Raw genomic sequence first — 23,040 nt, forward strand, 5'->3', positions numbered from 1 at the left:
TTCTGTGTGCATTGCCGGTCTGACCTGTGAAAGTTGCCGTCCAACGCCGCAATGCGGGATATGCGATGGCAGCCTTCGGTGATAACGAAGGCTGCATGCGTTTCGATCTCACCGACCTGCGCCTTTTCATCGCCGTGGTGGAGGCTGGCAGCATTTCCCACGGAGCGAATGCCGCGCACATGGCGCTGGCCTCGGCGAGTGCGCGGATAACCGGCATGGAAGCCGTGCTTGGCACTTCCTTGCTGGAACGCGGCCGGCGCGGCGTCCTGCCGACGCCCGCAGGCCGCACCCTGCTGATGCACGCGCGTATCGTGACGGCGCAGGTGGAGCGCATGCGGGGCGATCTCGGCGCCTTCGCATCGGGCCTCAAAGGGAACATTCGCCTGTTGTCGAACACGGCGGCGCTGGTCGATCTGCTTCCCACCGCCGTCCGCGTGTTCCTGACCGCGCACCCGGACGTGGACGTCGACATAGAGGAGCGCACGAGCGCGGACATCATCGCGGCCGTAGCAGAAGGGCGTGCTGAATTTGGATTGATTGCGGATTCGGCGGATCCGGGCAACCTGGAGACGGTGATCGTCGTCGAGGACCGCCTGGTCGTTCTGCTGCCGTCGCAGCATCCTCTGGCGGACAGATCATCGATCCGCTTCGCCGAACTGCTCGACCAACCTTTCGTCGGTCTCAGCGCCGGCGCATTGCATTCACACCTGGCAGACCAGGCGGCAGGGCTGGGACGCAGGATCGCCTATCGGGTCCGACTGCGCAGCTTTGAAAGCGTTGCCCGCCTGGTCGAAGCGGGTATCGGCATCGGCATTCTGCCGCTGGCGGCGGCGGAACGCGTCCGTTCCGATGCGTTGCAGATCGTGCCATTGGCAGACCGCTGGGCACGGCGCCATCTGCTGCTTTGCGCGGCGGATTTTTCAAAACTCAGCCGTCACGCAGCAGCATTGGTCGATGAGATCGTCCGGCAGGGTCAAGCGCTGTCTGACAAGTCGGCGGTGGTACGAAGCGCTCCCCCGGCAGCATGAATGCACCAGCGTCACTGGGGGTACAATTTCGCTAGGGAAAACGTCCGAAAGCGGCGCGAAAATGCCGAGCCAGGCACGACTTCGGGTTAGTTCAAGCCATTCCTTCCTCACGGTTTGAACGGCCGCTCAGGCTGAAACCGGTCGCCCCGGCTATGCCGAAGCGGGCCAATCCGGCCGGACCCGATACTGCTCATCGGCGGTCTCGGGTCCGGCCGCGGATACCTCAGTATCTTGCGCTGATGGTTCCAAGGATGGTGCGCGGTGCGCCATAGTAGCCCTGGTTGAAGTTCAGGGCCTGGATGTATTTCATGTTGGTCAGGTTCTTCAGATTGGCGCTGACCGAAATGTTTTCCGTCAGGTCGTATTTAGCGAAAAGGTCGACCAGCGCGTAGCCCTTCTGCTCGAGCCGAACCTGCTCACCGGTCGTGCTGGACACGATGCCGAGCGGCTCGAGGTAGATCCTGCTCTGGTACTGGGCCGACACGCCGACCTTCACCCGGTCAAACGAGGAGGGCGAATACGTGAGATTCAGTTTTGCAAGATTGCGCGGCACGAACGTGCGGACCGCCTCGTCATCCTCGCCGCGAATGCGCATCAGCGTGTAGCTGCCGGTGGCCTGGACACCGGGCAGCAACTGACCGCCGAACTCCAGTTCGATACCCTGCGATTTCGCGTCCACCCCGCGATAGACCGTAACGAGCGCGCCATCAATCAGAAGCGCTCCCGCCGACTCGGCCGTATGCTTCTGGCGGGCCTGGAACACAGCGACGCTGGCGTTCAGGCGGCCGCCGTACCACTCGCCCTTGAAGCCGGCCTCGACGTTGTCGCCGGTGATCGGCTCGATGATTTCCCGCGTGGTGCTCGTCTCTGTCTGCGGCTTGAAGATCGTCGAATAGCTCGAGTACGCGCTGATGTTGTCGTTAAGATCGAACGTTGCGCCAACGAACGGGAGGAAACGGTTCCGGTCGTAGTTCATCACCACGCCGTAGGAATATCCGTCGCTCGTGGCATGGGTGTAATTGCCGCCGACCATGACCTTCAGCGGATCGGCCAGGTTGAGGCGCAAGAGGCCATAGACCGTCTCGCGCTTGGACGTGGTGTCGAGGCCGAGGGTGAAGGTGTTGGTGTAGGTGCTGGAGAAATTGGGATAGGCGAAGCTGCCGTCGTAAATCTCGTCGAACGAGATCAAGCCGCCCGTACCCGCGCTGGAACCCTGTTCGTAGCGCTGCGCACTGCGATTGACGCCGAACATTACGTCGTGTTGGCGCCCGAACAGCGCCACCTTGCCGGCGACGTAGGCGTCGAGCGTCAGGTTGCGGGTCTCGCCCTTATACGCGCCGGGGAAGGCGTAGACACCAAGGCCGGTGGCGCGATCCGGCGTGCCCAGGGCATAGAACAGCTTGTCAGTCTCGCTGATGGCGCGGCGGATGACGGTGAGCTTGGCATGCCAGTCGTCGTTGAAGTGATGGACGAGGTCGCCAAATATCTGCCGGTCGATGACATGCCAGCCCGCCCAGCTCGGCCCGGTGTTGGCCGAGCGGGGGAGGTCGATGCGGGTGCCGTCGGTGTAGTAGATCGGCACGGCGCCCCACATGGCGCCATTGCTCTTGTGATCCTGATGGGCGTAGCCGGCCGTCAGGGTCGTCTGCGGGCCGAGGTCGGCCTCGACGATGCCATACCCCGTCCAGCGGCGCAGGTGATAACGGTCGAGATAGCTGTCGCCGTCGTCGTAGACTCCCACCGCGCGGGCGCGGACGGCGCCACCCTTCGTTATCGGCACCGAGACGTCACCGTCGATGCGCACATGATCGAACGACCCGTACTGGGCGCTGGCGGAAGCCTGCAGTTCCGTGGTCGGACGCTTGCGGATGAAGTTGATCACCGCCGATGGATTGCCGGTCGAAGAGAGCAGGCCGGGCGCGCCGCGGACCACGTCGATATGGTCGTAGATGGCGGTATCGATCGAGCCCGTCTGGACCTGGAAAGCGAAGGGCAGGCCGATGCCGTCGGTCTGGAAGGTCTGGATGTCGAAACCGCGCGCCGAATAGTAGATGCGGTCGGTTTCCTGGGCCTGGACCTGTACGCCGGGCGCGGTCTTCAGCAGGTCGTTGATGTCGTTGAGCTTGAAATCCTCGATCTGCGCCCTTGTCACCACGCTGACCGACTGCGGTGTCTCGCGCTGGCTGAGAGGGAAACGATAGGTCGTGGTTTGCTTGCGTACCGCGTAGTCGTCCTGGCCCTCGGTCCGCTGGCCGGTGACGATGATCTGATCGTCTACGGCGTTAGTGGCTTCGGCGGCTTCTACCGGTGCCGCAGCAGTGGCGGCCAGCAATGCAAGCGTGATCGACATATGGATTCCCCGTTCAATGTTGCGAGGCTCCCTACCGCGCAGACTTGCTATTGCAAGCGATTATCAATTCATCCAGTCGGATGCGGCACTGTCTCCCTTTCGATCAACCTGCGGCGGCGGCAATCTGCTGACATGACGAGAGATTCGGAAAACGTGCGCCGGCGTGTGATTTTCGCTCATCGGTAGGCTTGGGCTCGAGGGCTCGGTTGCATGGTCATGAGGTCGACAGGTCCAGGTTTCTCGCGCATTTTCGCGTGATACCGGACCATTTCGACCGGATTTTTTCGGAACTTGGACCCTACCTGCTGGTCGCTCATCCGCGTTTGCGCAGGAGATGATCCAGATACCTGTCGGCGCAGAATTGACCAAATCGTACCTTATGCGAAATAGGTACGATCTCCTCGTATCAGGGTAAAACTGTCCCTGAGGAGATATCAGGCCCTTATGTAGCTTTCGATTGCCGAGGCGGACCATCCGATAAGGCCGCCTGACCAGGGCTTGTCGCGCTGGATCAGGAGCGGAGGAATTTTGTGCGTGTCCGGTAAATGGCGATAGCCAATCCGGGCGTGGTCGAGACTGCGGATCGCAATCTCTATTTGGGGGCAACTTATGGTTCATTTGATTAGTCGGTTGATGTCCGGTGTTTCCTGCGTACTTGTCGTACCAGCGTTGTTGAGCCCGGTCGCGGCGGTGGCGCAGGCGGCAGGGACCGATGCGGGAGCAGGCACCGAAATCGTCGTGACCTCGCAGAGGCGCGAGGAAACCTTGACCAAGGTTCCGATTTCCATCGGCGTCCTGACCGGCGCATCCCTCGATACCTCATCGGCAGAGGGTGTCGCGGAGGCGCTGCGATCGGTGCCGGGCGTCACGACCAGCCAGTATTATCAGGGCGGCGGCACGGGCGTGACAGTGCGCGGCGTTACCGCCAACGCGCCGACGCTCAACGGCTCCAACCCGGTCAGCTATTATCTCGACACGGTGCCGTTCAGCTTCGTCAAATCGGCCATCGCGCCGGATTCGAACGCTTTCGACCTTCAGCGCGTGGAAGTGCTGCGCGGACCTCAAGGGACGTTGTACGGGGCCAGCGCGCTGAACGGCGTGGTGCGGGTCCTGACCAACGACGCGGACCTGACCAAGGTGGACATGAAGGCCAGGGTCTCCGGTTCCTATACCGAGCACGGATCGTTCAACTATCGCGGCGATGGCATGATCAACGTGCCGATCGTCCAGGACAAGCTCGGGATTCGCCTCGTTGCCGGCTATACCGACAACGACGGCTGGCTGGATCGGCCGGACAAGGAGAACTTCAACAACTCGCGCAATTTCTCGGTGCGCGCGAAGGTCGGTTTCCAGCCGACCGACGAGTTGCGGGTCGACTTCTCGTACTGGCGCGCGCGTGACAACTACGGTGGTCCCTCGGTCGGTACGGCGGACTACTTCCGCAACACCCGCGTGCCGGAGCCGATGTCCATCGATTACGATGCGCTCGGGCTGAAGATCGCATACCAGCTCGATGGGGTGACGATCTCGAACTCGACCGGCTACCTGACGCTCGATAACAACGGCATCTTCGACTACGCGGGCACCATCTTCAACACGACGCTGACGAGCGAGTTCAAGACCAAGATCTTCAGCAACGAAACGACGATCAGTTCGGACAATTCCAGCTCGCTCAACTGGAGCGTGGGGGGAAGCTACCGTTCGGCGCGCGATGCACTGATCCAGGCGACCGACCCCAATTTCTTCAACTACACCGGCATCGACAAATCGAGCGCTTTCGCGGTGTTCGGCGAGGCGACGCAGGAAATCGGACAGCTTCGTCTGACGGGCGGCCTGCGCTACTTCAAGGATCGCGTCTCGGCCCGCGCCGAAGTGCCGGTCGCGGCGCCCGTCAAGGCCAACTTCAGCGCCGTCACCCCGCGCGCCGTCGTCAGCTGGCTGCCGAACGACCACACCAACGCCTATCTCTCCTATTCGCAGGGCTTCCGCAGCGGGGCGATCCAGTTCCAGGGCCTGGTGCCCGCCAGCTTCCCCACGCTGAAGCCCGACCGGCTGCACAATTACGAGGTGGGCCTGAAGACCGGCCTGTTCGGCAACACGGTTCAGTTCGAGACCGCGCTCTACTATATCGATTGGCAGGATGTGCAGCAGTCCCTGCGCATTCCGTTCAACCAGGCGGTCGTGACGGCGCTGGTCAACGGCAGTTCGGCCAGCGGTTTCGGTGTCGATGCCAAGATTTCGGCCCGTGTCCTTTCGGCCCTGACGCTGACGGTGGCGGGCAACTGGAATGACCTGAGGCTGGACGCGCCGGTCATCTCGCAAGGGGCGACGCTGTTCGAAAAGGGGGACCGGCTCAACCGCTCGCCCGCCGCGACGATCGCGGGTTCGGCGGACTATGCTTTCTCGATCGGTGACCGCGAGGCGCATCTGTCGGGCGCGCTGAACTACACCTCGCCGCAGGAGGACCGCACGGTCAGCGGAGGCGTACGGCTGATCGCGCGCGGCCAAAGCCAGCTTATCGGCAGCACCCGGCTTGCGGTCGAGGCGACCGACCATCTGCGTGCGACGATCTTCGTCGACAACGTCACCAACCAGAACCACGTCATCATCGGCGCCGCGGGCATCGCGACGCGCGACTTCGATGCCCGCGTTCGCCCGCGGACCTTCGGTCTTCAGCTCGAATACAGATAATCGGCGAGCCGGTCGGCCAAGGGTCGACCGGCATCTCGAATGCAGGGGATGTATGGCAACGACAAAAGAGATCGCGCGGCATGTGCAAACTCCATCCGCGCGGGACGTCCGCTCGGTGGTGGCCGCATCGTCGCTCGGCACACTGTTCGAATGGTATGATTTCTTCATATACGGCACGCTGGCAGCGTCCGGGATCATCGGGCGGACGTTCTTCCCGTCCGGCAACGAACAGTTGCAGACCCTGCTGGCCTGGGCAGGGTTCGCGGTCGGTTTCGGGTTCCGGCCGCTTGGCGCGATCGTGTTCGGCTATTTCGGCGACCGTTTCGGCCGCAAGCATACCTTCATCCTCACCATAGTGCTGATGGGGCTGGCGACCGCGGGGGTCGGCCTCGTCCCGTCCTATGCGGCGATCGGCTGGCTGGCACCGGCGCTTATTCTCCTGATGCGGGTCGTCCAGGGCCTGGCGCTGGGCGGGGAATACGGCGGCGCCGCGATCTATGTTGCCGAGCATGCGCCCGCCGGTCGGCGCGGCTTTTTCACCAGCTTCATCCAGGCGGGGGTCGGGGCCGGGTTCTTCCTCAGCCTGGTCGCCGTGCTGGCATGCAAGGGGACGATGTCGGCGCAGCTATGGAGCACGTGGGGCTGGCGTATTCCGTTCCTGCTTTCGCTTGTCCTGCTGGCGATCTCGCTGTGGATGCGCCTGCGGCTTTCGGAAAGCCCGGTGTTCCAGGCGATGAAGGCCAGCGGGACGATATCGAAGAACCCGTTCCTGGAGAGTTTCACCTATCCCGGCAATGTGCGTCGGCTGACCGTCGCGCTGTTCGGCGTTGCGGCCGGGCTGACGGTGATCTGGTTCACGGCGATGTTCTCGACGCTGGGATTCCTGCGCAACGCGATGCACGTCGACGAGACTGTGGCGCAGGTCATCGTCGGCGCTAGCGCGGTCCTGGGCATCGGCTTCTTCATTCTGGCCGGGGACCTCTCCGACCGGATCGGTCGCAAGCGCCTGCTCGTCACCGGTTACGTACTCACGCTGATCTTGTTGTTCCCCCTGTTCTGGCTGATGGGTGCCGCGGCAAATCCGGCGCTGACCGATGCCGCAAGAACCGCGCCCGTCGTCGTGTCCGGCCCCCACTGCGCCTTCGACCCGTTCGCCAAGGTACAGGCAAGTGGATGCGCGCGCGCTCTCGACTACCTGTCCAAGCGCGGGGTCGGATACAGCGTGCGGGAGGCGCCCCAGGTCGACATCGCCATCGGCGATGCGCGGGTGCCTTATTCGACGGATGACACGCTTGGCGCCCGGCTCACGGACGCGGGCTATCCGCTGGGCACGGTAAGCCCGGGCATCGGCAGCATGGCGGTGATCTTCCTCGCGATCATGTTGCTCACCGCCCTGTCCGGCCTGACCTATGGGCCGGTGGCGGCACTGTTGACCGAACTCTTCCCGGCACGGATCCGCTACAGTTCCATGTCGATCCCCTATCACTTGGGCACCGGCTATTTTGGGGGCATGCTGCCCTTTTTCGAGCAATACATCGTTGTTCGCAGTGGAAATCCCTATGCGGGGCTGTGGTATAGCTGGGGCGTGGTTGCGATGGCCCTGGCGGTGACGGTGTTCATGCTGCGTGAGCGCGATCTGGTGAAGGACGAATGATGACGGGGATCACTGGGGGCCGAGAAGGCCAACTGCAGCCGCAGCCGCGCCAGGGACCGCTGTCCGGCATTCTGGTCGTCGACGTCACCCGGGTCGTCGCCGGTCCCTATTGCGCGATGATGCTGGCAGACATGGGCGCTACCGTCATCAAGGTCGAGAACCCGAACGATCCCGATTACACGCGCTCCTTTCCGCCGATGGTGGAGACCGATACCGGTCCGGCCAGCGCCTTCTACGCCCAGTACAACCGCAACAAGCAGGGCGTTCTGCTGGATTTGCGCAGCGAGGCGGGGCGGCAGGCGTTTCTCAAGCTCGTCGAGCGGGCCGACATCCTCGTCGAGAATTTCCGTCCCGGCGTCATGGATAAGTTGGGCGTCGGCTACGACGTGTTGCGAGAGGTGAACCCGCGCCTCGTCTATACCGCCATCAGCGGTTACGGGCGCACGGGGCCGAACGCCAACCGGCCCGGCTACGACAACAGCGGCCAGGCGTCGGGCGGCCTGTGGTCGATGAACGGCTATGCCGATCAGCCGCCGGTGCGCGTCGGCACCATCATCGGCGATCTGTCGGCGTCGCTCTATGCCGCCACCGGGACGCTTGCCGCCCTGCGCGAGGCGGAGCGTACCGGGGTCGGCCAGGTGGTCGACATCTCGCAGCAGGATTCCGTGCTTTCGCTTACCGAGAACGCGGTGGTGCGCTACACCGTCGCCAACGAAGTCGCCGGGCCGCTGGGCAACGATCATCCTTTCGTGCGGCCCTATGGCCAGTTCCCCTGCGCGGACGGCTACATCTTCTTCGGCGGCTATACCGACAAGTTCTGGACGATCACCTGCGCGCTCTTCGGCGAGCCTGAAATGGCCCGCGATCCGCGGATCGACACGATGGAGAAGCGGTTCGAGACGGCTACTTACGAGGGGGTCGTCAAGCAGCTGCTCAACCGCTGGTTCGCGCGCCACACCAAGGCGGAGCTGGAGGCCATGGCCGGAGACGAGGTGCCGCTCAGCGCGATCAAGACGATCGACGAGGTCGTCGCCGATCCGCACATCGCGGCACGCGGGATGATCGTCGACGTGCCGATGGGCGATCGCCAGGTGGCGATGCTGGGCCTCCCGATCACGCTTTCCAACGTGCCGGTGCAGCCGCACGCGGCAGCGCCGACGCTCGGCGAACACAACCAGAGCGTGTTCGCCGACCTGCTCGGCCTGTCGGCGGCGGAGATCGCCGTGCTTTGCCCCAAGGACGCCTGAAATGGGAATAGAACTGGTTCGCGACGGTTCGGTCGCGACGGTCCGCTTCGCACGCCCCGAAAAGCTCAATGCGCTCACGCTGGCGATGTACGAGGACCTCGGCCGGGCCTTCGCGGAGATCGGGCGGGACGATCGCGTCAACGCCGTCGTGCTGGCGGGCTCGGGCGAGCGGGCGTTCTGCGTCGGCGCGGACCTGACGGAATCGATCCCGGCACTGGCATCGGGCCGGTTCGACATCAGCGAATGGGACCCGGCGCATCTCAAGACCGGGGGCTTCTTCAAGCCGATCGTGGCGGCAGTGCGCGGCATGTGCCTGGGCGGAGGCTTCGAGATCATGCTGGCGACCGATCTTAGGATCGCGGCCGAGGACGCCGTATTCCAGTTGCCCGAAGTCTCGCACGGCTTCGTGCCTGCAGGCGGCACGCTGGTGCGCCTGACCCGGCAGATCGCCTACGCCCACGCCATGGAGATCATGTTGTCCGGACGCCGTTTCACCGCTGCCGAGATGCGGGAGCGCGGCGTGGTCAACCAGGTGCTGCCTGCCGGCGAGGTCGAACCTGCGGCAATGGCTCTGGCCGAGCAGATGGCGGCAAGAAACCCGGTTGCGGTTCAGACGATCAAGGAGGCCGCGTTGACCCTCTATGACCTCCCGATCGACGAGGCATTCGCGCGCGAGGCGGTCCTCGGCCAGCGGACTTTCACGAGCGAGGCGTCGCTGTCGGGGCTCGCCCGCTTTGCCAACCGCTCGGCCTGAGGGCATGATCGGCGGAGCCGGTTGCGTTCTATCCGCCGGCCGCCTTTTCGCGAAGCCAGGACAGGAATGCGGGGTCGGCGCCGTAGGCCACGTTGACGCGCATTGCCGGCCTTGGATTTTTCGATGTCGAGAAGTTGATAGCGGGGGCGATGAAGATCCCCGCCGCCACGGCATCCTGTACGAGACTTTCGTCGGCCATGTGATCGGGTAGATCGATCCACAAGTAGAAGCCGCCGCCCACCGGACGCTTTATCTCGAAGCCGCAGTCTTCCAGCGCCTTGACGCTTTCCGCGGTGGCCTTGCTGGCCCTTGCCCGCAGACGGCGCAGGTGCTTGAGGTAGTGGCCGTGCTCGATCAGCTGATAGATCAGTCTTTCGTCATGCGCCGAAGTCGAGACCGTGGTCACGACCTTCAGTTCGTTCAGCTCCGCCGCCAGCCGGGGCGAGGCGGCCAGATAACCCGTCCGCAGACTGCCGGCGAGCGTCTTGGAGAACGTGCCGATATAGATCACGCGATCGAGCTGATCGAGCGCGGCGAGGCGCGGCGCGCTGTAGGGCAGGATGTCCGCGAAGGGATCGTCTTCCACGACCAGGAAATCGTACTGCGTGGCAATGCGCAGGACTGAGTAGGCGCCGCCAAGAGTGATCGAGCCGCCGGTGGGATTGTGCGCGAGCGATTGCGTGAAGAACAGGCGCGCGCCGCTCCTTTGCGCCTTGGCTTCCAGATCGGCGATATCGGGTCCGTCGTGCCGGCGGGCGACGCCGACGGGGTTGGCACCGGCCAGTGCCAGTTTGGCGAGTAGGGGATAGTAGCCGGGATCGTCGACCAGCACGTTGTCGCCCGGGGAGACATAACGGCGGATCACCAGGTCCATCGCATGGTTGGCGCCGTGGGTCATGAACAGCTGGTTGTCGCGGCACGCGATGCCGCGCTCCGCGAGCGCGCCGCAGAGACGATTGCGCAAGGGGGCATGACCCCAGCTTGAATTGTACGAATCGCCTTCCTGGAAACGCTGGTAGGCGAGGTAGCGACGCAGCTCCGACGTCTCGAGCCATTCGCTGGGCGGCCTGCCGTCGCCCGGACGGATCGGCAGGTGGCGATCGAGCTGTTCGGCGAGCAACGAGACGCGGTCCGTCACGGTCGCCGGTGGAATGATACGTTCGCTGGCGGTGACGGCCGGCGCGTGCACGACATAATAGCCCGAACCGGGCTTGGCCTGCAGCAGTCCTTGGCTGACGAGCCGCAGATACGCTTCGACGACCGTGTTCTTGCCGACGCCGAAGCGCTGCGCTTCGTCTCGGATCGAGGGCAGGCGCTGGCCCGGGCGCAGCGTTCCGGCGCGCAGTTGCATCATGATGCTGTTGATGACGAAATCGATCTTCAGCGGAGGTGGCGCCATGCAGGGTCCCAGCGGAGTATTGTCCCCTCGTCCCTATCATATCGTCCCCAATTGTACCTGCCTAATTCCGGTGTGCATCGGTAATGTCCGAAAGTGCGTCGCCCGGGACGTCCGCCGATCGAATTTCGGCTGGATGGGGGGCGGGCGCAACGTCGGGGACATCGTAAAAAGGAGCGGCAGTGACCGAAGAGGCAAGCGGGAAGACGTCCCGGATTTCGGGGTTCCATAAGTTGAGCATCGAAGAGCGGATCGATCACATCGTCGGATTCGCAGGGTTGGAGCAGGCCGAGCGCGATCAGCTCGCCGCGCCGTCGAACATCGACGGGCAACTGGGCGACCACATGATCGAGAATTTCGTGACGACCATCGCGATCCCCGTCGGCATCGCGACAAATCTGAAGGTCGATGGCCGCGATGTCCTGGTGCCAATGGCGACCGAGGAATCCTCTGTCGTCGCCGCCGTCGGCAACTCCGCGCGCCAATGCTACGGAACGGGTGGTTTCGTCACTTCGATGTCCGGGACGGAGATGATCGCGCAGATCCAGCTGCTCGATATTCCCGATCCGCAACGGGCCCGGCTGGTCATTCTCGAGCGCCAGGCAGAGATCGCCCAGATCTGCGACGCCTGCGATCCCGTGCTGGTCGGGCTCGGGGGCGGCTTCCGTTCCCTGGAAGTGCGCATCGTTGAAACTCCGGTCGGGGCGATGGTCGTTACCCATATCGTCGTCGATACCCGCGATGCGATGGGGGCCAATGCGGTCAACACCATGGCTGAACGGCTCGCGCCCGATCTCGCCCGCTGGACCGGGGGCAATGCGCTGTTGCGCATCCTCTCGAACCTTGCCGACCGCCGGGTGGTACGCGCGCGCGCAACCTGGACGTGCGAGGCGATCGGCGGCGAGAAGGTCCGCGATGCGATGGTCGCTGCCTATCAGTTCGCCGACAACGATCCCTATCGCGCCGCGACCCACAACAAGGGCATCATGAACGGCATTTCAGCGGTGGTGCTCGCGACGGGCAATGATACCCGCGCCGTGGAATCTGGAGCACATGCCTTCGCCGCCCGGACCGGCCGATACCGTAGCCTTTCGGGCTGGGAAGTCACGGCGCAGGGCGATCTGGCGGGTATGCTGGAAATGCCGCTTGCGGTCGGTCTGGTCGGCGGCGCGGTCAGGATCCACCCCACTGCGCGCGCATTGCTCAAGATCATGCAGGTGTCGTCGGCGGAGCAACTGGCGCGTATCATCGCCGCAGTCGGGCTTGCGCAGAATTTCGGCGCGATGAAGGCGTTGGCGACCGACGGCATCCAGAAAGGCCATATGTCGTTGCACGCGCAGAATATCGCCTTTGCGGCAGGCGCGGTAGGTGATGAAGTGGCCATGGTCGCTCGGCGGATCGTCGCGGAAAAGGCAATCAACGAAGATGCCGCCGGCCGCGTGCTCGCCGAGCTGCGCCGGCAATGACGCGACCGGCAAGGGTTGCCATCGTTGAAGTCGGTCCGCGCGACGGCTTGCAGAACGAGGGGAATATCGTCCCGGTCCCGCAACGCATCGCGCTGATCGACGCCCTGGCGGCCAGCGGCTTGCGAATAGTCGAGGCCGGCAGCTTCGTCTCGCCGCGCGCGGTGCCGCAAATGGCGCATACCGATGCGGTCCTTCACGGCATCGCCAAGGTTGAGGGTACCCGCTTCCCCGTCCTCGTCCCCAATGCCGTCGGAATGAGGGCGGCGATCGAAGCGGGCGCGCGCGAGGTCGCCGTTTTCGTTTCCGCGACCGAGAGCTTCAGCCAGCGCAACATCAACAGTTCCATCGAAGCCTCGCTCGATCGGGCGGCGGAGGTGGCGAGCATGGCGGCGTCACACGGGATACGCGTGCGGGGCTATGCTTCCTGCGCGCTGGGCTGCCCTTACGAGGGCGCGGTACCGGTGAACACGGTCGCGACGCTCGCCGCACGCCTGACATCGCTGGGATGCTACGAGGTTTCGTTGGGAGATACGATCGGCGTCGGCACGCCGCAGCAGGCGCAGGAGATGGTGCGCGTGGTAGCCGAAGTCGTGCCGGTTGAGCGGCTGGCGCTGCATTTTCACGACACCTACGGCCAGGCACTGGCCAATGTGCTGGCCTGTCTCGAGACGGGCGTGGCTGTGGTAGACAGCGCCGCAGGCGGGCTCGGCGGATGCCCCTATGCAGAGGGCGCCAGCGGCAACCTGGCGACGGAAGATCTCCTCTACATGCTCGACGGGCTGAACATCGTGACCGGCGTTTCGATGGTCCCGTTGCTGGACGCGGTGCAATTCGTTGCGGACGAGATCGGGGTCGCGATACGCTCCAAGACGTTTTCCGCGCGGCGATCGAAAGGCAAGCCATGAGTTTGTTCGCCCCCCGGCATGCACGAGATGTAGTCCGGCTGATCGAAACCGAAATCCTGGGCGTGGTCACGACCCACGATGACCAAGGCTATGTCGCAACCCCGCTGCCGTTGCTGGTCACCTGCGACGAGGAGGGTACGGTTCACGAGTTCGTCGGTCATTTCGCGCGAAGCAACCCGCATTGCGCGCGGGCCGAGCAAAACCCTGCCGCGCAGATCACCTTCCTGGGCCCGCATGGCTACATCGGGCCAGGCATGGTGTCCAAGCCCGGCTGGGCGCCGACATGGAATTATCAGTTCGCGCAGTTCGAAGTGGAAATCGAATTCCAGCCCGAGCAGAATGACGCAGCCATTCGCGCGCTGGTCGAGCGCATGGAGGATTCGTGGCGCGTGGAGCAGGTTGGCGCGCGGTACGCAGGAATGGTGGCGCACGTCGCTGCATTCCGTGCTTCCGTTCGCAGCCAGACCGCCCGCTTCAAGCTCGGGCAGGACGAGGACCGCCAAAGCTTCGACGAGATCATCGCCGCACTGGGCGACCATCGCCTGGCCCGCTCGATGATGGAGCAGCGGGACGAAACCGTATCCTGATTATGATAGGGACAACTCCTTCGGATCGGGCGACTATGGTCCCGCGCCGTTTTCTGTCCCTTCGCATCGGTTAACATTAGGAAGTATCTTGATGTCTCATGAGATTACCCGCCGCGGTTTCGTCGTTTCAGGAGCGGTGGCGCTGCTGTGCGGGCCGGCGTTCGCCGCCGCGCGCATGCTCGATGTTGCCCTGATCAACGCGCGCGTGTGGACCGGCGGCGGGGGAATGTCGGATGCGGTCGGAATTGCCGGCAATCGTATCGCCGCGCTGGGCAGCCGCGCTGTGCGTTCCGCCACGGGCAGAGGTACGCGGGTGATCGATTGCCGCGGGGCGTTCGTCATGCCGGCCTTCACCGATTGCCATACGCATTTCCTGCGAGGATCGGTGATGCTTACTCAACCCGACCTTCTCGAGGTGCGATCGCGCGATGAGTTCGTCGCGCGGATCGGCGCTGCGGTGCGCGATTTGTCCAGGGGGCAGTGGCTGACCGGCGGGCCATGGGACGAACAGCGAATGGGCGGGCAACTGCCGCGCAAGGAATGGATCGACGCCGTTTCCCCCGATACACCGGTGGCGATCCCGCGTACCGACCTGCATTCGCTGTTCCTCAACTCCGCAGCGCTGCGGCTGGTCGGTATCGACCGCAATACGCCCGATATTGCCGGTGGGGTGATCGAACGCGACGAACGCGGCGAGCCCACCGGCGTGCTCAAGGATAATGCCACGACGCGGGTCTTCGGAACGATTCCGCCTCCAAGCGAGGCCATGACCGAGCAGTATATGCGCCGGGGAATCGACAATGCGCTCAGCAAGGGCGTGGCGCAGATCCACAATACCGAGATCGACTGGTCCGTGCAGGACGCCGCGAGACGCCTGCGGGAGAAGGGGCCGACCGGGCTGCGGTTCTATTCGTTCGTGCCCCTTGCCGATTGGGAGCGCATGGCCGCTCTGGTCAAGGCAGAAGGCAAGGGCGACGATTGGGTGCGTTGGGGCGCGCTCAAATGCGTATCCGACGGGTCGCTCGGTGCGCGGACCGCGCGTTTCTATGAGCCTTATCTCGACGCACCAGGCCAGCACGGTGTCTGGACCACCAGGGTGGATGATATGAAGCGCTGGATCCCGGCGGCGGATGCGGCGAAACTCGCCGTCACCACCCACGCCATCGGCGACGAGGCGAATGACGTCGTGCTCGATATCTACCGCGACGCGGAGCGCCGCAACGGCCGTCGCGATCGGCGCTTCCGGATCGAACATGCCCAGCATCTCAGCCCGGGCGCCTGGACGCGGATGGCGCGCGAACAGGTCATAGCGTCGGTCCAGCCCTATCATGCCATCGACGACGGGCGCTGGGCGGTGAAGCGGATCGGCGAGGAACGGCTCTCCCGCACTTATGCCTTCAAGACCTTGCTCCAGGCGGGCGTCACGACCTGCTTCGGTTCCGACTGGCCGGTCGCGCCGATCGATCCGCTGACGGGGATCGACGCGGCGGTCCAGCGGCACACGATCGACGGCGCAAATCCGAACGGCTGGCATCCCGAACAACGCATCTCGATCGAGCAGACGCTGACCGCCTACACCCGCACCGCGGCCTTTGCCGGCTTCACCGAGGATCGGATGGGGCGGATCGCACCGGGCTATCTGGCCGATCTCGTGGTGCTCGATCGCGACTTGTTGACGGAGGCTCCCGGCCAGTATCTCAAGACGCAGGTATTGCGCACCTTTGTCGATGGCCAGGAACGCTATACGTCGCCGGCGGCGCACAACGATTGACGCCATCGAGCAGAATGGTTTTGGAGACTGGAATGACGTTGAAGGTAAGCCGCCGTACCGCGCTTGGCGGACTTTTGACGATACCTTTGCTTGGCGCTGCGCCGCCGGTGGCGGCGCCCGCTACCGTTCTGATCCGTAACGCCTATTTGTTCGACGGGACGGGCGGCGCGCGTCAGCCCCGCAACGTGCGGATTACCGGCAATCGCATCGACGCGATTTCGGCCGGGGATATACCGGTCCCTGCGGAAGCCACCGTGATCGACGCGGCCGGTCAGACCCTCATGCCCGGGCTCACCGACGCGCATTGGCACATGTCGGCGGTGAAGGGTGTTTCATGGATGGGAGCCGAGGATGCGGTTTCCATCGCCATGGTGTTCAAGGACGCCGAGCGGCAGTTGATGCGCGGCTTTACCACCGTGCGCGATACGGCGGGCTCGGTCTTCGGCATTCGCGATGTGATCGATCGCGGCATCATGCCCGGGCCCCGCTGCTACCCGAGTGGATCGGCCATTTCGCAGACATCCGGGCACGGAGATTTCGATCCGGTCGACGAACTGCCCCCTACGCTGGGCGGTGCGCCGTCCCACTATCGCCGTTCGGGAATGACCGCCGTGGCGAACGGCGTCCCCGAAGTGCTGGCCGCCGCCCGTCAGCAGTTCAAGCGGGGGGCGACGCAGATCAAGATCATGGCGGGCGGCGGAGTTACGTCGGACTTCGACCCGATCGATACCTTGCAATATACCCCGGAGGAACTGCGCGCGATCGTGCAGGCGGCGACCGACTGGGGGACGTATGCCTGCGCCCACGTCTATACCGCGGCCGGGGTGCGGCGCTGCCTGGAGGCGGGGGTGCTGTCGATCGAGCACGGCCATCTGATCGATGATGCCGCCGCCGCGCTGATGGCCCGGAACGGTGCCTGGCTCTCGACCCAGCCATTCGAGAATGGCGACAACGTGCTGACGCCCCAGCAGATGGAAAAGGCGGAGGAATCGCTGGGCGGGGCCGGCTGGCAATCAAGCGTGCGGCTGGCCAGGAAGCACGGGGTGAAGGTCGCCTTCGGCACCGACCTGTTTTCCCGCACCCCGGCATCGCGAACCGAGAATGCCATGCTGGCGCGGCTTGGGACCGTCTTCTCGAATGCCGAAGTTCTGCGCATCGCGACGTCGGGCAATTGCGAACTCTTCGCCCGAAGCGGCAAGCGCAACCCATATCGCGCCGCGCCGCTGGGCGTGGTGAAGCAAGGCGCGTGGGCGGACCTGCTCCTGGTGCGTGGCAATCCGCTCGACGACCTGCGTGTCATCGAGGACTACGAACGCAACCTGCTGGTGATCGTCAAGGATGGCGTGATCCACAAGAACCTTATGGCGGCCTGAATGGTCCATTTCCGGTATGGAAGGAAATATCCGATGATGACCTGTGCCAGGGCCCTGTTCGCAGTTGCCGGCGCCGCGCTTTTGGCAGGGGGGGCGGCCGCCGCCCAGTCCGTTCCGCCGCAAGCCGGCTATACCCTGCCCGATACGCAGGCATTCGACATGACCGCCATCGACGATGGCCAAGTCTACCGCATCCTGGTCTCGACGCCGACGCAGCCCGCACCGGCGGGCGGGTTCCCTGTGCTTTACGTGCTGGATGCCAACGCATTCTTCCCCGGGTTTGCGGGTGAACGGCGCATCGAGGAATTCGCCAGGGAGGCAGGGGGCGCGATGATCGTGGTAGGCGTCGGCTATCCGACCGATCAGGCCTACGACATGGAGCGGCGACAATTTGACCTGACATCGGCCTGGCCTAGGATGCCGCGTCCACCCGGTGCGTCCGGGCCTGCCAGAACCGGCGGCAACGAGCATTTCGCACGGTTCCTGCTCGACCAACTCCGGCCGGAGATCGCCAGGCGCTATACGGTTGCCGCCGATCGCCAGTCGTTGTTCGGCCATTCGCTCGGCGGCCTGTTTGCACTCCACATGCTATACACCCGGCCCACCGCGTTCAACGCGATCATCGCTGCAAGCCCCTCGCAGTGGTGGAACGACGGCGCGATTCTGAGCGAGGAACGCGCCTTTGCCGAACGGCTTGCCGCAGGGAAGATCGCCAGCCGGCCCAGCCGGCTTCTGCTTGTGACCGGTGAACGCGATGCGGCGGTCACAATCACATGGGATGCGGAATCGCTGAAGCGGCGCCTCGAACCGCTGTCGGCTTTTGGTCTGCGTATGCAATTCGAGAAGTTCGAAGGCGAAACGCACATCACCGTGCCATACCGGGCGATTACACCGACATTCCGCTTCGCCGCGACAGTTCTGTGATCGACCGATCGATAATCGCGTCGCAATGCCACGGCTCGGCATCACGATGCGTCGAGGCGCGCCACGCACAACGCCCACCCAGTTGCGGCTGGCGCCGGCGTTGAGTCCGTTGGCCGCCTAATATCGGGGCACGCCCGCCGTGCCGATCCATGCCGCCGCGTGGACATTGTCATCGAAGGCGGCTTCGGCCGTGCCTGTCCCCGCTACAAGGGCCGGCGAGCCGGTGTCGCAGCTCAGGATCAGCGCCGTATTTCAGGCCGCCGCGCCGGTTAAGCCGAGCAGTGCCGATTGCCGCGCATACTTGTCGTGTTGCAGATGCATGATCGTCCTCCGGCGACGCAGGGGAAGCCCTGACGGTGCTTCAGGCCTTGGGCTTGGGAAGCGGCTTCGGCTTGGGCTGGCGATCGAGAATGCCATCGAGCTTCTTCAGCACCTCTGGCTTTTCGCCGGCGACGTTGCGTGTCTCGCCCGGATCATTGACGAGGTCATAGAGCTCGTAGACCCGCTCGCCCGTCTGGTCGTGTGTCCAGCGGACCAGGCGGTACTGCTCGGTGCGGATGGCCTGGCCCCAACGATGGGGGCGGTTGTAGAAGTGATAGGCATAGCCACGCAGACGCATCTCGGGGTTCGCCAGCACCGGCGCAAGATTGATGCCGTCCATCGCCTGCGGCCCGCGGGGCGCGGGCAACCCTGCCAGCGCTGCCAAGGTCGGGTATATGTCGACGGTCTCGGTGGGCTGGCGGCTCGAGGCGCCCTTGCTCACGCCCGGTCCTGCAAAGATCAGCGGCTGGTGCGTCGCCTGCTCGAAATTGGTGTGCTTGGTCCAGATCGCATGATCGCCCAGATGGTATCCGTGGTCGCCCCAAACCACGACGATGGTATTCTCGGCAAGGCCGGTGCGTTCGAGTTCATCGAGCACTTTGCCGATCTGAGCGTCGGTGTAGCTGACACCGGCATAATAGCCGTGGATCAGCTTGCGCTTCAGTTCCTCGGGGTACTGCGCCTCGGGTGTGCCTTCCGGGACGGGCGCATAGGCGTTGATCTCGCCACCCACCTTGCCTGCGAAGGCGGGAGCGCCTTCGGGCAGGCGCTCGAAGTCCGGCATCGGCAGCTTGGCCGGATCATAGAGGTTCCAGTACTTCCTCGGCACCGAGAACGGCAGATGCGGCCGCGCGAAACCGACCGCTAGGAAGAACGGCTGTTTCGTGTCCTTCAGCGCATCGAGGCGGCCGATGGCGTATTGCGCGGTCCGGCCATCGGCATAGGCATCATCCGGCACCTCGGGGTCTTCCCAGGCCACGCCCCTGGGCAGCGTGCCGGCATATTCCCAGACGTCCTCGTCAGGCAGTTCGAACTCGTTGAACAGAGCGGCTTCGCGCGTCCGCCCGACTTCCAGTGATGCGGGCGAAACGTACTCGATCACATGGTCCTTGTGCGGTGGGACCGAGAAGCTCTGCGGGTCGCCCACGGTGCCATGGCCGATATGAAAGACCTTGCCGATGGATTCCGCGCGGTAGCCGACTTTCATGAAGTACTGCGGGAGGGTTACGGTATTGGGCATGAAAACGCGCAGGTTCATGCCGAAATCGTAGATGCCCGAGGTGGTCGAGCGTGCCCCGCTCATCAGATTGATGCGGCTGGGCGCGCAGACGGCCTGGTTGGCATAGGCAAGGTCCATGCGCGTGCCGCGGGCGATCAGGCGGTCGATGTTGGGCGTGATCGCCGTCGGGTCGCCGTATCCGTGAATGGCGGGCTTGAGATCGTCGACAAGGATGAACAGCACGTTGGGCCGCGCAGCCGCCTGCGGCGTGGAGGCCGGGAGAGTGCCTGCCGGCCGGTCCGGCTTCGCGAATGCTTGCGGCGCCGCCGAAAGCATCGTGAAAGCCAGCAGCGATGCGGCCAGGCGGCGTGTTCTTCTGGCCAGGTTCATGCCATTCCTCTCCATATTTCCGTGTCTTTTGCGACCAAGATCGCCCCCGGTGCTCACAGCTTGCCGCGCACGCCGAACACGAACCGGCGGTCGGCGCTGCGCTCCTGCGTCAAGGGGCCGTCGGCGAAGATGGCCCTTTCGCGGCTGGCCTCCTTCGTGAGATTGACGCCGGAGACCGTGATGGCGAACCGAGGGTTGATGTCGTAGGAGATGGAAGCGTTCAACTGGCTGCGTGGCTCCTGATACAGCGGCAGATTGTTCGTGACGTCCGTCGCTTCGGTGCGCAAAAAGGCATCGCGATACGTGTAGCGTACCCGGGCGCTGAAGCCTCCCTTTTCGTAGAACAGCGTGATGTTGTAGTTGTTCTTCGAAAGATCGCGCAGCGGCAGCGAGAGTTCGACGGCGGTTCCATCGACCGTGTGCAGGCTGGGGGCTGCTATCTTCGTGTCGCGCTTGCCGTCCTGATAGGTGTAGTTCGCCAGGATGCCGAAGCCTGACAGCGCGCCGGGCAGGTAGGTGAAGCTGTGCTGGAAGTTCACTTCCACGCCCTTGAGCGTGGCGCTGCCCAGATTCTGCGGCTGGTTGATGCCGGTACAGATGCCCACTGCGCCGGTCAGGTCGACCGCCACCGGGTTCCAGATGCCGCCGACGCAGTTGCTTTCCACGAAGTAGCCGAGCGCCAGATCACGCAACTGCGGGGCAACCGCCACGGTCGAAACCAGGTCGTGGAATTTCTTGTAGAACAGGCCAACGGACAGCAGGCTGTTGCTGTCGAAGTACCATTCCGCGTCGAGGTCGAACTGGTCGACCGTCTGCGGCTTGAGCGTCGGGTTTCCGGCGCTGACATAGTTGTTGATGATCGGGAAGACCACCGTGGGGGCAAGCTGTCCGAAGTCGGGGCGGCGAAGCGACTTCGCATAGGACGCGCGCACGGTGACGGCGCTGACGGGTTCGAGCGCGAAAACGATGCCCGGCAGGACCTTGGTGTACTTCTGCGTTGCCGATACGTCGCTGACCAGGCCGTTGCTGACCGCCACGCCCGAGGCGGTCTGGTCGGTATGGATCACGCGCGCGCCGATCTCGCCGCGCAGGACCATGCCGGCGACTGACGTGTCGATGTTCGCCTTGAGGTAGCCGGCGTAAGTACGTTCCTTGACTGCGAAGCGGGCGCCGAGGTCTTCCGGGGGAACTGCCGCCAGCCCCACGGCCGCACGTGCCGCCGCGGGGTCCTGCGTCAGCGCGCGCGCGACCACCCACCCGCCGGTGTAGGTATCGCCGGTGAAGTCGAAGAAATCGTCTGGCGCGATTTGGAACAGGTCGGGGCGGGTGGATGCCACGACGCCGGGGAACTGGCCGGAAACCTGCGTGGTCTTGCGGCGGCGCGAGTCCGTCTGGTTGAAGCGCACACCTGCCTCGATCGAGCGCAGCGGCCCCCAGCCGATATCCCAGGCGGCATCGATGCGCTGGGCATTCTCGACGTTATGGTAATAGGTGTAGTTGTCGCGGGCGATGAACGTCTGATAATAGGCGGCATTGCCGATATTGGCGGCCAACGGGCGCGATCGGTCGACCGCCCAGTACAGGTCCTTGCCCGAGGCATCGAAGTCGAATGGCGGGCTGATGCGCCCGTTCGCATTGCCGAAGTTCGCACCGTTGGGATCGCTGTACTGGGCAACCAGCTGGAAGTTGGCATCGAGCGTGTCTGAGCCTGCGCGGCTTGCTTCGAACCTGAGCGTCAGATCGCCGCTTTTCCATTCGCCTCCCAGCGCCGCAAGGTAGGATTCGGTGTTGCGGATCGGGCTCTCGCCCGTCGAGCGAAACTGAGTCCCGCCGATAAGGCCCGACATCATCTGCCGGTAGGTATAGCCGCTCGAGGTTCGCTCCTCGATATTCGCCTGAGACTGGAAGGGCAGTTCCGAAACGTCGTTGGGCTGCTGCATGAAGACGCCGATCTGGCTGCCGACGTTCTTCTGGTTCACGTACGTCCCATCGACGAAGAAGCCCAGGTCCGGCGAGGCCTGCCACTCGATCGAGCCCGACAGCGACTTGTTGGTGCGGTTGTTGACCGAATAGAACTGCTGCGCATAGTTGGGGCGCAAGTAGGGATCGGCGATGCCGTCGCCGGTGAGGTCCACCGTCGTGCGCTCCAGGTAGCGGACGTTCAACTGGTCCTCGCGCACCGTCTGCTTGAGGTAGTTGCCTGCCAGCACGACGCCGATCTCGCCGATGCCGGTGTCGAACTTCTGGCCGAACACGGCCGCCAGATGCGGATTGTAGCGGTCCGCGGTTTCGGCATATTCCATATCGGCGCGGATCGTGCGGATCGGCTCTTTCAGCGCCAGCCCGTGATAGGTCCGCAGGTCGACCGAGCCGCCCACCGAGCCTTCGATCTGATCGGCGGTGGGGACCTTGGTGACGCGCACCGATGCGATCAGTTCCGCGGGCAGGTCGTCGAAGCTGATGCCGCCGCGCGCATCGGCGGCCGGTGTGGTCGAGCGACCGTTGATCAGGACGAGGTTCTGGCTGGAGCCTCGGATCGACACGCCGCTGCCCACGCCGCGGCTGCGGTCGATCTGCACGCCGGGAATATTCTCGAGCACTTCGGCAAGGTTCTGGTCGGGAAGTTTGCCGACGTCCTCGGCGTTGATGACGTCGACGATGGTCACCGCATCGCGTTTTTCCGAGATCGCCGTGCGTAGCGAGTTACGGATGCCCGTGACCACGATGTCATTTCCTCCGGCATCGGGATCGGATGGCGTGACGGTCTGGTCGGACACCTGAGCGAACGCGGCCAAGGGGTTGCACAAAGCCAGCAACGGCAGCGCGGCCAGCGACCGTTGGAGAAAAGCGCGCTTCAATGCTGAATTCGACATGGTGCCCCCGTGTGTCGGCACGCCCTGAGCGATGCCTGTTAGGGCGACGGGACTAACTCAATCGAAAAGATAGAGAATCAATAAATACTAT

At 64.1% G+C, this 23,040-nt stretch carries 15 protein-coding genes; 11 read left to right on the forward strand and 4 right to left on the reverse strand.

The genetic code is table 11. The features are described from left to right. The first annotated feature begins 65 nt into the window (after nucleotides 1-65). A complete protein-coding gene (locus AC07M9_RS17635) occupies nucleotides 66-1,028 on the forward strand; it encodes a LysR family transcriptional regulator (protein ID WP_494885511.1) in 963 nt (320 codons plus the stop codon). A 223-nt stretch (nucleotides 1,029-1,251) separates the two neighbouring features. Here AC07M9_RS17635 and AC07M9_RS17640 read toward each other — a convergent pair whose 3' ends face one another. After that, nucleotides 1,252-3,378 carry a TonB-dependent siderophore receptor gene (locus AC07M9_RS17640; RefSeq protein WP_494885513.1) on the reverse strand — a complete coding sequence of 709 codons (2,127 nt, stop codon included), beginning with the start codon at nucleotides 3,376-3,378 and terminating at the stop codon, nucleotides 1,252-1,254. Nucleotides 3,379-4,011: 633 nt separating this feature from the next. Here AC07M9_RS17640 and AC07M9_RS17645 point away from each other — a divergent pair. The 4 genes from AC07M9_RS17645 to AC07M9_RS17660 are packed head-to-tail and all read left to right on the forward strand — an operon-like array spanning nucleotide 4,012 to nucleotide 9,724. Then, the gene (locus AC07M9_RS17645; RefSeq protein WP_494885515.1) at nucleotides 4,012-6,069 is read left to right on the forward strand and encodes a TonB-dependent receptor; all 2,058 of its coding nucleotides are present in this window, start codon (nucleotides 4,012-4,014) and stop codon (nucleotides 6,067-6,069) included. Nucleotides 6,070-6,121: 52 nt separating this feature from the next. Then, a complete protein-coding gene (locus AC07M9_RS17650; RefSeq protein WP_494885760.1) occupies nucleotides 6,122-7,723 on the forward strand; it encodes an MFS transporter in 1,602 nt (533 codons plus the stop codon). Continuing rightward, on the forward strand, nucleotides 7,723-8,970 hold the full coding sequence (locus AC07M9_RS17655; RefSeq protein WP_494885517.1) for a CaiB/BaiF CoA transferase family protein: 1,248 nt from the start codon (nucleotides 7,723-7,725) through the stop codon (nucleotides 8,968-8,970). The genes AC07M9_RS17650 and AC07M9_RS17655 overlap by 1 nt, the downstream gene beginning before the upstream one ends. A 1-nt stretch (nucleotide 8,971) precedes the next feature. Continuing rightward, nucleotides 8,972-9,724 carry an enoyl-CoA hydratase/isomerase family protein gene (locus tag AC07M9_RS17660; RefSeq protein ID WP_494885519.1) on the forward strand — a complete coding sequence of 251 codons (753 nt, stop codon included), beginning with the start codon at nucleotides 8,972-8,974 and terminating at the stop codon, nucleotides 9,722-9,724. A 28-nt stretch (nucleotides 9,725-9,752) separates the two neighbouring features. On the opposite strand, the gene AC07M9_RS17665 is transcribed toward AC07M9_RS17660, so the two are convergent. Then, on the reverse strand, nucleotides 9,753-11,123 hold the full coding sequence (locus tag AC07M9_RS17665) for an aminotransferase-like domain-containing protein (protein WP_494885521.1): 1,371 nt from the start codon (nucleotides 11,121-11,123) through the stop codon (nucleotides 9,753-9,755). Between the two features lie 179 nt (nucleotides 11,124-11,302). On the opposite strand from AC07M9_RS17665, the gene AC07M9_RS17670 reads away from it, so the two are divergent. The 6 genes from AC07M9_RS17670 (at nucleotide 11,303) to AC07M9_RS17695 (ending at nucleotide 18,146) form a co-directional block, all read left to right on the forward strand. Continuing rightward, a complete protein-coding gene (locus tag AC07M9_RS17670; RefSeq protein ID WP_494885523.1) occupies nucleotides 11,303-12,586 on the forward strand; it encodes a hydroxymethylglutaryl-CoA reductase, degradative in 1,284 nt (427 codons plus the stop codon). Continuing rightward, the gene (locus AC07M9_RS17675) at nucleotides 12,583-13,491 is read left to right on the forward strand and encodes a hydroxymethylglutaryl-CoA lyase (protein WP_494885525.1); all 909 of its coding nucleotides are present in this window, start codon (nucleotides 12,583-12,585) and stop codon (nucleotides 13,489-13,491) included. The genes AC07M9_RS17670 and AC07M9_RS17675 overlap by 4 nt, the downstream gene beginning before the upstream one ends. Further along, the gene (locus AC07M9_RS17680) at nucleotides 13,488-14,078 is read left to right on the forward strand and encodes an FMN-binding negative transcriptional regulator (protein ID WP_494885526.1); all 591 of its coding nucleotides are present in this window, start codon (nucleotides 13,488-13,490) and stop codon (nucleotides 14,076-14,078) included. The genes AC07M9_RS17675 and AC07M9_RS17680 overlap by 4 nt, the downstream gene beginning before the upstream one ends. A 91-nt stretch (nucleotides 14,079-14,169) precedes the next feature. Then, on the forward strand, nucleotides 14,170-15,849 hold the full coding sequence (locus tag AC07M9_RS17685) for an amidohydrolase (protein WP_494885528.1): 1,680 nt from the start codon (nucleotides 14,170-14,172) through the stop codon (nucleotides 15,847-15,849). Between the two features lie 38 nt (nucleotides 15,850-15,887). Next, nucleotides 15,888-17,222 carry a metal-dependent hydrolase family protein gene (locus AC07M9_RS17690; protein WP_494885530.1) on the forward strand — a complete coding sequence of 445 codons (1,335 nt, stop codon included), beginning with the start codon at nucleotides 15,888-15,890 and terminating at the stop codon, nucleotides 17,220-17,222. A 33-nt stretch (nucleotides 17,223-17,255) separates the two neighbouring features. Continuing rightward, a complete protein-coding gene (locus tag AC07M9_RS17695) occupies nucleotides 17,256-18,146 on the forward strand; it encodes an alpha/beta hydrolase (protein ID WP_494885532.1) in 891 nt (296 codons plus the stop codon). A 361-nt stretch (nucleotides 18,147-18,507) separates the two neighbouring features. Here AC07M9_RS17695 and AC07M9_RS17700 read toward each other — a convergent pair whose 3' ends face one another. After that, nucleotides 18,508-20,076 carry a sulfatase gene (locus AC07M9_RS17700; protein ID WP_494885534.1) on the reverse strand — a complete coding sequence of 523 codons (1,569 nt, stop codon included), beginning with the start codon at nucleotides 20,074-20,076 and terminating at the stop codon, nucleotides 18,508-18,510. 53 nt (nucleotides 20,077-20,129) lie between these two features. Then, entirely contained in the window at nucleotides 20,130-22,949 is a 2,820-nt protein-coding gene (locus AC07M9_RS17705; RefSeq protein WP_494885536.1) for a TonB-dependent receptor, read from the reverse strand. Nucleotides 22,950-23,040: the final 91 nt, after the last annotated feature.

This window comes from Novosphingobium sp. GW821-FHT09E05 (assembly GCF_059416165.1).

Excerpts from the sequence above, each read along its gene's own strand:
- AC07M9_RS17650 (WP_494885760.1), top strand. The coding sequence starts at position 6,122 with ATGGCAACGACAAAAGAGATCGCGCGGCATGTGCAAACTCCATCCGCG.
- AC07M9_RS17705 (WP_494885536.1), bottom strand. The coding sequence starts at position 22,949 with ATGTCGAATTCAGCATTGAAGCGCGCTTTTCTCCAACGGTCGCTGGCC.
- AC07M9_RS17685 (WP_494885528.1), top strand. The coding sequence starts at position 14,170 with ATGTCTCATGAGATTACCCGCCGCGGTTTCGTCGTTTCAGGAGCGGTG.
- AC07M9_RS17665 (WP_494885521.1), bottom strand. The coding sequence starts at position 11,123 with ATGGCGCCACCTCCGCTGAAGATCGATTTCGTCATCAACAGCATCATG.
- AC07M9_RS17680 (WP_494885526.1), top strand. The coding sequence starts at position 13,488 with ATGAGTTTGTTCGCCCCCCGGCATGCACGAGATGTAGTCCGGCTGATC.
- AC07M9_RS17675 (WP_494885525.1), top strand. The coding sequence starts at position 12,583 with ATGACGCGACCGGCAAGGGTTGCCATCGTTGAAGTCGGTCCGCGCGAC.
- AC07M9_RS17660 (WP_494885519.1), top strand. The coding sequence starts at position 8,972 with ATGGGAATAGAACTGGTTCGCGACGGTTCGGTCGCGACGGTCCGCTTC.
- AC07M9_RS17655 (WP_494885517.1), top strand. The coding sequence starts at position 7,723 with ATGACGGGGATCACTGGGGGCCGAGAAGGCCAACTGCAGCCGCAGCCG.
- AC07M9_RS17700 (WP_494885534.1), bottom strand. The coding sequence starts at position 20,076 with ATGAACCTGGCCAGAAGAACACGCCGCCTGGCCGCATCGCTGCTGGCT.
- AC07M9_RS17635 (WP_494885511.1), top strand. The coding sequence starts at position 66 with ATGGCAGCCTTCGGTGATAACGAAGGCTGCATGCGTTTCGATCTCACC.
- AC07M9_RS17640 (WP_494885513.1), bottom strand. The coding sequence starts at position 3,378 with ATGTCGATCACGCTTGCATTGCTGGCCGCCACTGCTGCGGCACCGGTA.
- AC07M9_RS17645 (WP_494885515.1), top strand. The coding sequence starts at position 4,012 with ATGTCCGGTGTTTCCTGCGTACTTGTCGTACCAGCGTTGTTGAGCCCG.
- AC07M9_RS17695 (WP_494885532.1), top strand. The coding sequence starts at position 17,256 with ATGATGACCTGTGCCAGGGCCCTGTTCGCAGTTGCCGGCGCCGCGCTT.